This window comes from Allosphingosinicella sp. (assembly GCF_036387615.1).
Classification (GTDB): domain Bacteria; phylum Pseudomonadota; class Alphaproteobacteria; order Sphingomonadales; family Sphingomonadaceae; genus Allosphingosinicella.
This window is the reverse complement of the sequence record NZ_DASVTH010000015.1, coordinates 21,945-31,160: the sequence shown is the minus strand read 5'-3', so window position 1 is coordinate 31,160 and position 9,216 is coordinate 21,945. Positions and strand designations below refer to the sequence as shown.

The window sequence follows — 9,216 nt, the reverse complement described above, 5'->3', positions numbered from 1 at the left end:
CGGTCCACCCCCGCTCCGTACCACCGTCACGGTCGAGCACCCCAAGACGATCCTCACCCGCAACAGTTCGCCGGACGTGAACTTCGATCGTTCGATCAACCCGTATCGCGGCTGCGAGCATGGCTGCATCTACTGCTTCGCCCGCCCCACGCACGCCTTTCACGATCTCTCGCCCGGCCTCGATTTCGAGACCAGGCTGTTCGCGAAGCCCGACGCCCCTGCCCTGCTCCGCGCCGAACTTGGCCGGCGCGGCTATGTGCCAAAGCCGATCGCGATCGGCACCAACACCGATCCTTATCAGCCGATCGAGGCCAAGTGGCGGATCATGCGCCGCATCCTCGAAGTCCTGTCCGAAGCCCGCCACCCGGTCGTGATCACGACCAAGTCGGACCGGATCGTGCGCGACATCGACATCCTCGCGCCGATGGCGGCCCAGGGGCTCGCGTCCGTGTCGATTTCGGTGACGTCGCTCACCCCGGCGATCCACCGCACGCTCGAACCCCGCGCTCCGGCCGCCCACCGCCGGCTCGCCGCCGTCAAGGCGCTGAACCAAGCGGGGGTCCCGACCGGCGTCATCATCGCCCCGGTCGTGCCCGCGATCACCGATCACGAGCTGGAGTCGCTGGTCGAAGCCGCCGCGGCGGCTGGCGCGACCGGGACCTTCTACATCCCCGTCCGCCTGCCCCACGAAGTCGCCCCGCTTTTCCGCGCCTGGCTCGACGAACATTATCCCGACCGCGCCGACAAGGTGATGCACCTCATCCAGTCCATGCGCGGAGGCCGCGACAACGACCCCGACTGGTTCACCCGCATGCGCGGCGTCGGGGTGTATGCGGACTTACTTGCGGCGCGGTTTGAAAAGGCGGTCAGGCGATACGGGCTGGACGGGGAGCGGGCGCGGCTTAGGACGGATCTGTTCCGGTCGCCAGAGGGAGCGCAAATGCGCCTCCTATAAATCCTTCCCTTCGAGAGGAGGTGGCGCGCGAAGCGCGACGGAGGGGTGTCAGCGGTCGCAGAAGCATCTCTGGCGCTGATACCCCACCACCATGCTTCGCATGGTCCCCCTCCCCTTGCAGGGGAGGACCATAAACGTCCTCAGATCGTCGTCCGCCGCAACGCCTCGTTGATCCGCGACTGTCAGCCTGGCCCGGTCGGCTTGAATTTGTCGATCACGTCACGATCGAGCCGCAGCGAGACGGCCTGCTTCGAGCCGGGCGGACGGCCCATGCGCTTGCCGGTGTTCGGAAAGGCGGCGAGCAGCTCGGCGGTTAGTCCGTCCGGCGTCTTGGCCCGGGCGAAATCGGCCTCCGTCCATTCGAGATTGTCCTCGTCAAAGCCCATAGCGCTTCCTTTCCGTCCGGTTCGCCCTTCGGAAACTGATCTCCCTCGGCAGCGCAGCAAGCAACGCGAAGGGTCAAGGTCTAAGGACGATAACCGTAATACCAGTCGAACCGCCAAGGGTCTTCCATCTCCAGCGAGTCCTGCATAAACTTGCGTATAACGGGATCGTGTTTGGCCTTCTCATTCAGAAATCTGCTCATTGCACTCAAAGCTGACGACGGAGTTCGATCACAGTGCTGAGCGAAGGTCATGAAGCACGCAAGCGAAAGGCGATTTAGAAACCGCTCATCCGTCAAGATGTGAAAGGGTAAGTCCGGCATGTTACGAAGCGGGGTGTTGTGAGCCGCTTTGATGATTTCTGCGTTGCTGGGCTGATCGACCTGGCGAGCGGGCCGACGACGTTCCTCAAGCCACCTGCTCATATTAGCCGTCCCTTTTGGCAGCTTCGACCGCAGCACGGAAACTGGAATACGAACCTCTGTGCCAAGTTCCATTCCGATAGATGCAGTAAGAGGTGCTCGTAAGCAGACCGCCCGGTATTTCAATGATCTGATATTTACTGTACTTACCGTAAATTGTTTCGACCACCTTTCCCATCGTAATCTCCTTCACTTCCAAAGAGAACACATGCTTCAAGCCGCCGTCGCCAGCTTGTAGTCGCGATACTGCTCCCGCAGCGCCGTCTTGAGGAGCTTTCCCGTCGCGGTGTGCGGCAGGCTCTCGACGAACAGGATCTCGTCGGGCAGCCACCACTTCGCGACATGAGCGGTGAGGTGCTGAAGCACATCCTGCGCCGTCAAGTCCGCCCCTTCCTTCCGCACCACCAGCAGCAGCGGCCGCTCGTCCCATTTCGGATGCCGCACGCCCACCGCCGCCGCTTCCGCCACACCCGGGCAGCCCACCGCCGCATTCTCGAGCTCGATCGAACTGATCCATTCGCCGCCCGACTTGATCACGTCCTTGGCGCGGTCGGTGATCTGCATTGTGCCGTCCGGGTGGAGGACCGACACGTCGCCGGTGTCGAACCAGCCCTCGGCGTCGATCGCCGGGGCCGTTTCCTTGAAATATGTGTGGATGATCCAGGGCCCACGCGCCTGCAGCCGGCCGGAGGCGACGCCATCGCGGGGCAGCACCCTGCCCTCGTCGTCGACGATGCGGAGTTCGACCCCGAACGGCACCCGCCCCTGCCGGGCGATATAGTCGATCTGCTCCTCCTCGCCCATCTCGTCCCAATCGGCCGGGGGCGCGCCGATCGTGCCGATCGGAGACATCTCGGTCATGCCCCAGGCGTGGCCGACCCGGATGCCGCGATCCATGAAGAAGCGAATCATCGCGCGCGGCGCCGCCGAGCCGCCGATCGTCACCACCTTGAGGTCGGCAAGGTCGCGGCCGGTCGCCTCCACATATTGCATCATGCCGAGCCAGACCGTGGGGACGCCGGCGCTGTGCGTCACCCGCTCGTCGCGCATGAGATCGCACATCACGCCCGGCGTGTAATCGGCCGAGAAGACGAGCTTGCAACCGGCCGTCGGCGCCGCGAACGGCAGGCCCCAGGCGGCGGCGTGGAACATCGGAACGATCGGCAGCGCGACCGCACGGGCGGACAGGTCGAGGCAGTCGGCGCTCACCTCGGCCATGGCGTGGAGCACGGTGGAGCGATGCTCATAGAGCACGCCCTTGGGATTGCCGGTGGTACCGCTCGTATAGCAGAGCATGCACGGCTCGCGCTCATCGCCCTCCGCCCAGCGATAATCGTCGCTCTCGGCGGCGAGCAACGGCTCGAACTCCCCATTCGGGCTGTCGAAGCGGATGAAGTGCTCGACCGTCTTGAGCTGCGGCCGAAGCGCGTCGACCAGCGGCTGGAACGCGGCGTCGTACAGCAGCACCCGGTCCTCGGCATGGTTGAAGATGTAGACGAGCTGCTCGGCGAACAGCCGCGGGTTCACCGTGTGGATGATCCCGCCCATCCCGATCGCGCCGTACCAGGCGACGAGGTGGCGGGCGTGGTTCATCGCGAGCGTGGCGACCCGGTCGCCCTTCTTGACCCCGAGCCGCTCCAGCGCGCTGGCCAGGCGGCGCGCGTCGCGGGCGACGCCGGCATAGTCGGTCCTGACGATGCTCCCGTCGGCGTAAAGCGACACGATCTCGCGCGCGCCATGCTCGCGCTCGGCATGGTCAATGAGCCGCGTCACCCTGAGCGGCCAATCCTGCATCGCGCCAAGCATAAGCTCTCCTCTTTTCGCGATAGCTTATCAGCCCCTCTCCCCTTGTGGGAGAGGGGTTGGGGAGAGGGGGTCGGGCGAGCGGGCTCGATGCCCGGTTGTCCGAAGCGCAGCTTCGCTGCGCGCGCCGCTTGCGGCGGCGCTCACCCTCTCCCCAACCCCTCCCCCATCGAGGGGGAGGGGCTACGAGACAAGGGCAAGCCGGGGCGCTTCGGCAACGGCGAGAGCGACCGCAGTGACGCCCGGCACACGCTCGATCCGGGCGGCCAGCTCGGCATCCAGGATGAAGTCCCGGCCGAGCACCAGATCGGCCTCGCCGCTTCCGATCCGGGCGCGCAGGCGCAGCTGGCCGTTGCCGCCGCGATGATCGGCCACGGCGAAGGCAAGCGCGGGCAGCGCGTCCGGCCCATCCACTTCGACTTCGATCTGCAGCCGCGTTCTGCGCGCCAGGTTCTCGAACGACTGGATAGACTTGATCGTGACCCGCGGCGCTTCCTCGCCCGGCCTGCGATCGAGCTCGACGCCCAGCAGGCCGCACCCGCTCGCCTTGGCCGCCTCCTCGATCTGCGCCGCGACCGCGTCGTCGAATACCGTCGCTTCGAACTGGCCCGACGAGTCTGACAACGCCGCGATCAGGTAGCGCCGCCCCTTGGCCGAAGTGCGCCAGCGCGCTTCCTCGACCAGCGCGGCCATGACGGCGCCCGATCGGCCGCCGTCGGCCGGCGCCGGCATGCCGCCGAGTTCCGAATAGCTGCGCGCGCCATGGGCGAGCGCCAGATGCCGGTAATTGTCGACCGGATGCGCGGAGAAGTAGAAGCCGTACGCGTCCTTCTCCTGCCGCATCCGCTCAGTCAGCGACCAGCTTGCCGAGGCGGGCATGCGGATCGGGACGACGTTGCTTGGACCCTCTCCGAACAGGCCCCCTTGCCCGCTTATACGCGCGTTGGCGGCGCTCGAGGCGTGGGCCAGGATGGTCTCGGCCGATGCGTGCACTGCGGCGCGGTTCGATTGGAGCGCGTCAAATGCACCCGCTCCGGCAAGGCTCTCGATCTGACGCCGGTTGAGCAGCCGGGGATCGACACGGTCGGCGAAGTCGTCGAGCGAGCGGAACGGCCCGTTCGTCTCGCGCTCCTCGACCAGCTGCTCCATCGCCTTTTCGCCGACATTCTTGAGCGCGCCGAGCGAGTAGCGCACGGCGTGGCCGTCCCCCAGCGTTTCGACGCTGAATTCGGCCTCGCTCGCGTTGATCGCCGGGGGCAGGCAGACGACGTCCAGCCGCCGCATGTCGTCCACGAAGATGGCGAGCTTGTCGGTTTGCGTCATGTCGAAGCACATCGAAGCTGCGTAGAATTCAACCGGGTGGTGCGCTTTCAGCCAGGCGGTCTGATAGGCGACCAGCGCGTAGGCGGCCGCGTGGCTCTTGTTGAAGCCGTAGCCGGCGAATTTGTCGATCAAGTCGAACAGCTCGTTGGCTTTTGGCCTGGAAATGTTGTGCGCCCCGCAGCCGGAGACGAAGCGCTCTCGCTGCGCGTCCATCTCGGCCTTGATCTTCTTGCCCATCGCGCGGCGCAGCAGATCGGCTTCGCCCAGGCTGTAGCCGGCCAGCACCTGCGCGGCCTGCATCACCTGCTCCTGGTAAACGAAGATGCCGTAGGTTTCCTTGAGCACGGCTTCGAGCATCGGATGCGGATATTCGATGGGCTCGCGCCCGTTCTTGCGCGCGCCGAACATGGGAATGTTGTCCATCGGCCCAGGCCGGTAGAGCGACACGAGCGCGATGATGTCCTCGAAGCTGGTCGGCTTCACCGCCGCCAGCGTGCGGCGCATGCCTTCGGATTCGAGCTGGAAGACGCCGACCGTGTCGCCCTTCTGGAGCAAGCGGTAGACCTCCGGATCGTCCCACGCGAGCCGGTCGAGATCGACTTCGATCCCGCGCCTGGCCAGCATCTGCACCGCCTTCTGCAGCACGGACAGGGTTTTCAGGCCCAGGAAGTCGAACTTCACCAGCCCCGCGCCCTCGACATACTTCATGTCGAACTGCGTGACCGGCATGTCGGAGCGCGGATCGCGGTAGAGCGGCACCAGGGCCTGGAGCGGACGATCTCCGATCACCACGCCGGCCGCGTGGGTCGAGCTGTGGCGCGGCAGCCCCTCCAGTTTCATCGCAAGGTCGAAAAGGCGGCGGACCTGTGCGTCGGCCTTGTATTCGGCGGCCAGTTCGGAGACGCCGTTCAGCGCGCGCTCCAGCGCCCATGGGTCGGTCGGGTGGTTGGGGATCAGCTTGGCGAGCCGATCGACCTGGCCGTAGCTCATCTGGAGCACGCGCCCGGTGTCCTTCAGCACCGCGCGGGCCTTGAGCTTCCCGAACGTGATGATCTGGGCGACCTTGTCCGCGCCGTAACGCTGCTGGACATAGCGGATCACTTCGCCACGCCTGGTTTCGCAGAAATCGATGTCGAAGTCGGGCATCGACACGCGCTCGGGATTGAGGAACCGCTCAAAGAGCAGGTTCAGCTTCATCGGATCGAGATCGGTGATGGTCAGCGACCAGGCGACCACGGAACCTGCGCCCGATCCGCGGCCGGGCCCGACCGGGATGCCGTTCTCCTTGGCCCATTTGATGAAGTCGGCTACGATCAGGAAATAGCCGGGAAAGCCCATCCCGACGATCACATTCACCTCGAACTCGAGCCGCTCGAAGTAGCGCGCCCGCTCCTCCTCGCCCAGATCGGGGTAGTTGGCCAGGCGCAGTTCAAGGCCGGCGCGCGCATCCTGGAGCAGCTGCTCCGCCTCGGCGCCGAGGTCGCCCGCGATGCTGGGGAGGATCGGTTTGCGCTTGGGCGCGCCGAAGGCGCAACGCCTCGCAATGGCCGCGCTGTTCTCGATCGCCTCCGGCAAGTCCTCGAACCGCCTGCGCATATCGGCGGCCGGCTTGATCCAGGCTTCGGGCGACGATTTGGTGCGATCGTCGCGATCGAGCTGGCTGGATTGCGCGATGCAGAGCATCGCATCGTGGGCGCGGTGGAACGAGGCGTCGGTGAAGCACGCCGGGTTGGTCGCGACCAGCGGCAGCCCGCGCGCATAGGCGATGTCGATCAGCGCTGCCTCCGCGCGCTCCTCCACCGCATCGCCGCGACGGCAAAGCTCGATGTAAAGCCGCCCCGGGAAGAGCGTTTCCAGCCGCTCGAGGATCGCCTCGGCCGAACCCTTCTGCTCCTCGGCCAGCAGGCGCGTGAGCGCCCCCTCCGCCCCAGCGGTCGACGCGATCAGCCCGCCCGTGCGCCCGTCCAGCGCCTCGAAGGGCACATGCGGCTGCTCATCCAGAGGGCGCTCGAGATGCGCGGCCGACACCAGCGCGCACAAATTCTCGTATCCCGTCTCGTCCTGGGCATACAGAACGAGCCAGTCCACGATCGGCGGCTTGCCCTCCGCCTCCTGAGCTTGTCGAAGAGCCGGGCGCGCGACTCCCAGCATGGCGCCGATGATCGGCTGCACACCTTCGGCCTTGCACGCGTCGGTGAAGGCCATGGCGGCGTAAAGGCCGTTGCGATCGGTCAGCGCCGCGGCGGGAAAGTCCAGCTTCTTCGCCTGCTTCGCGATCGCCTTGGGCTCGATCGCTCCTTCCAGCATCGTGTAGCAGGAGAAGATACGCAGCGGGACGTAGGGCGCGGCCATGGCCCCGTTATGGTGGCGCTTGCCGGAACTGGAAACAGCTCAGTCGGCCTTATCCACAGTTCCGGCGGGCCGTGCTCACTGCGCCAGTTCGACGATGTCCCGTATCTCCTGCATGCGGCCGTCATAGGCTTCGGAGATGCAGGCCTCGCTGGCGCAGCGCTCCCGATAATTGAGGAAACGATTGCGGGTCCGCTGAAGCTGGGCGCGTGTGCGCGGATCGGCGTCGTTCAGGGCCGAGAAGAAGAGCGATGACATCGCTCGGTCCTTGGCGGCAAGCCGATCGCTCGAGCAGATCAGCCGCTCGCTCCGGCTTCGCGCCGAACCGCAATTGAAGCTCGGCCGCGAGGTGCGCTGGGCCTGTTTCTCCGGAGCCGCACGGGCCGGGGCGGGACGGGCCGGTTCCGGTCGAGGCGCCGCCTGTTCCCGCTCGGCTCGAGCAGGGGCCGGACGCGCCGGCGCCGGGCGGGGCGCCGGGTCCTCACGCTCTGCGCGCGCCGGCGGCGAGGGCGCTGGCCGGGCCGGCTCCGGACGAGCGGCAGGCGGATCCGGGCGGATGATGACGGGCAACTGATCCGCCGGCGTCGCATCCGCAAGTTCAGTTTCGGGCTCGGCAGGCTGGCGCGAGGCGTCGACGTCGAAAGCCGCGAGGCTGGAAACCAGCGCGTCGGCGTTGACCAGTCGATAGACCGCCGCCGCGCCGTCCGCTCCCGGTTCGGCCGTGTAGGCGACGTCTGCTGCAATCCGGCGCTGGCCGCCAAAGCCCCGCTCGGCGCCGGGCGGGAGTTCGATCACGAGGCGGCCTGCGCAGGTCGCGGCGCCGGTCTCGCTATCCTCGCTGGTCAGCTCGGCATTTTCCATTCGAACCACCGAGGTGGCGGCCAGCCGCTGGAGCAGGGCGGGCTCGCCCCGAACGCGGATCGCTTCCTGGAACGCTGCTGCCTTGAGCTGCTGAAAGCCCGCGCTCGAGCCACATAGCTGGGTCGCCGAGCGGCGCGGACCATCAAGCTCACGCTCGCGGGTCGCCACCTCGGTCGCAGCTCCCTCGTCCACCTTCAGCCGGCTTTCCCGGGGAGAAGATAGCGCAAACGCCGCCGCGATCACGATCACGAGCGCCGCCACGGCGAGCAACAGATTACGTTCCTTCATCGCTCACGCCTTTCGATAAGCAAACCGGACGCGCCGAGACAGGCTATTGCAGCACGCCCTCGTGCAAACGCACAACTCGGTCCATCTTTGCAGCAAGCCGCAACTTTGATTCAGGGATTGATCGATTGCCCCGCCTTGGCACCCCACGGAAAGAACAAGGCTTTGCCATGCACGCGCGTTATCGGCACTTGTTCTACCCCCTGGAGATCGACTGGTACCCGGCTATCCGCCGAACGGTCCCGATTATCGCCGAGAACGAAAAGGTGGCCGGCCGCCACGATCTGCTCCGGCACGTCATCGAACGGAGAGCGTTCTAAGTCGTAGATCTGATGCGATTCCTTTTCACCGGGAAAGCGCTCGATCAAACGGCGGCCCTCCACCCATCCATTGCTTCCGTCCACCCTCTCGGTCCGCAGGAACCGCTGCTCCATCCGATCGCCATTTATCGACACCACGCCATTGCTCATCGATATCCGATCGCCAGGAAGACCAGCGATCCGCTTTATGTACACGCCCGCTGGCGTATCGAAGAGGATGATATCCCCTCGTCGAAGCACATCCGGTAGCGTCATCGAAGCCACCAGGCGGTCGTTCTTGAGAAGCGTTGGGGCCATTCCCTCCGAGGGAAGGTAGAAGGACTTATAGAACCCATGTGCCACTCCCGCCAGATAGGAGGCCAGCACCGACCCGAGAATGACTACGGCTAAAATCGAGTACCAGCGCGACCACCATCGAAGCTTCGCTTGCGGCTCCCTGCTCCACCTCCAGGTCAGCGCGACAGAAATCAGAAGCGCGCCCAGCAATGCGAGGACAGCAAGGACCATCAGAGCGG

Annotated in this window: 6 protein-coding genes; 1 reads left to right on the top strand and 5 read right to left on the bottom strand. The window is 65.9% G+C overall.

The window, feature by feature from the left end; all coding sequences use genetic code 11:
• Positions 1-955: PA0069 family radical SAM protein (locus VF631_RS02240; RefSeq protein ID WP_431848638.1), on the top strand; the 955-nt coding region annotated here is incomplete at its 5' end.
• 182 nt (positions 956-1,137) lie between these two features.
• Here the strand turns inward: VF631_RS02240 and VF631_RS02235 are convergent.
• From VF631_RS02235 to lepB, 5 genes are all read right to left on the bottom strand, one after another.
• Positions 1,138-1,341: a BrnA antitoxin family protein gene (locus VF631_RS02235; protein WP_431848637.1), complete on the bottom strand. Its 204-nt coding sequence runs from the start codon at positions 1,339-1,341 to the stop codon at positions 1,138-1,140.
• Between the two features lie 632 nt (positions 1,342-1,973).
• Complete coding sequence (locus VF631_RS02230) at positions 1,974-3,566, bottom strand: long-chain fatty acid--CoA ligase (protein WP_431848636.1); 1,593 nt, start codon at positions 3,564-3,566, stop codon at positions 1,974-1,976.
• 180 nt (positions 3,567-3,746) lie between these two features.
• Positions 3,747-7,238 (bottom strand): DNA polymerase III subunit alpha, encoded by a 3,492-nt coding sequence (dnaE, locus tag VF631_RS02225; RefSeq protein ID WP_431848635.1) that lies wholly within the window; start codon positions 7,236-7,238, stop codon positions 3,747-3,749.
• Positions 7,239-7,313: 75 nt separating this feature from the next.
• The gene (locus VF631_RS02220) at positions 7,314-8,384 is read right to left on the bottom strand and encodes a lysozyme inhibitor LprI family protein (RefSeq protein WP_431848634.1); all 1,071 of its coding nucleotides are present in this window, start codon (positions 8,382-8,384) and stop codon (positions 7,314-7,316) included.
• Positions 8,385-8,494: 110 nt separating this feature from the next.
• A complete protein-coding gene (lepB, locus tag VF631_RS02215) occupies positions 8,495-9,208 on the bottom strand; it encodes a signal peptidase I (RefSeq protein WP_431848633.1) in 714 nt (237 codons plus the stop codon).
• Between the last annotated feature and the right edge of the window lie 8 nt (positions 9,209-9,216).

Excerpts from the sequence above, each read along its gene's own strand:
- VF631_RS02235 (WP_431848637.1), bottom strand. The coding sequence starts at position 1,341 with ATGGGCTTTGACGAGGACAATCTCGAATGGACGGAGGCCGATTTCGCC.
- VF631_RS02230 (WP_431848636.1), bottom strand. The coding sequence starts at position 3,566 with ATGCTTGGCGCGATGCAGGATTGGCCGCTCAGGGTGACGCGGCTCATT.
- dnaE (WP_431848635.1), bottom strand. The coding sequence starts at position 7,238 with ATGGCCGCGCCCTACGTCCCGCTGCGTATCTTCTCCTGCTACACGATG.
- VF631_RS02220 (WP_431848634.1), bottom strand. The coding sequence starts at position 8,384 with ATGAAGGAACGTAATCTGTTGCTCGCCGTGGCGGCGCTCGTGATCGTG.
- lepB (WP_431848633.1), bottom strand. The coding sequence starts at position 9,208 with ATGGTCCTTGCTGTCCTCGCATTGCTGGGCGCGCTTCTGATTTCTGTC.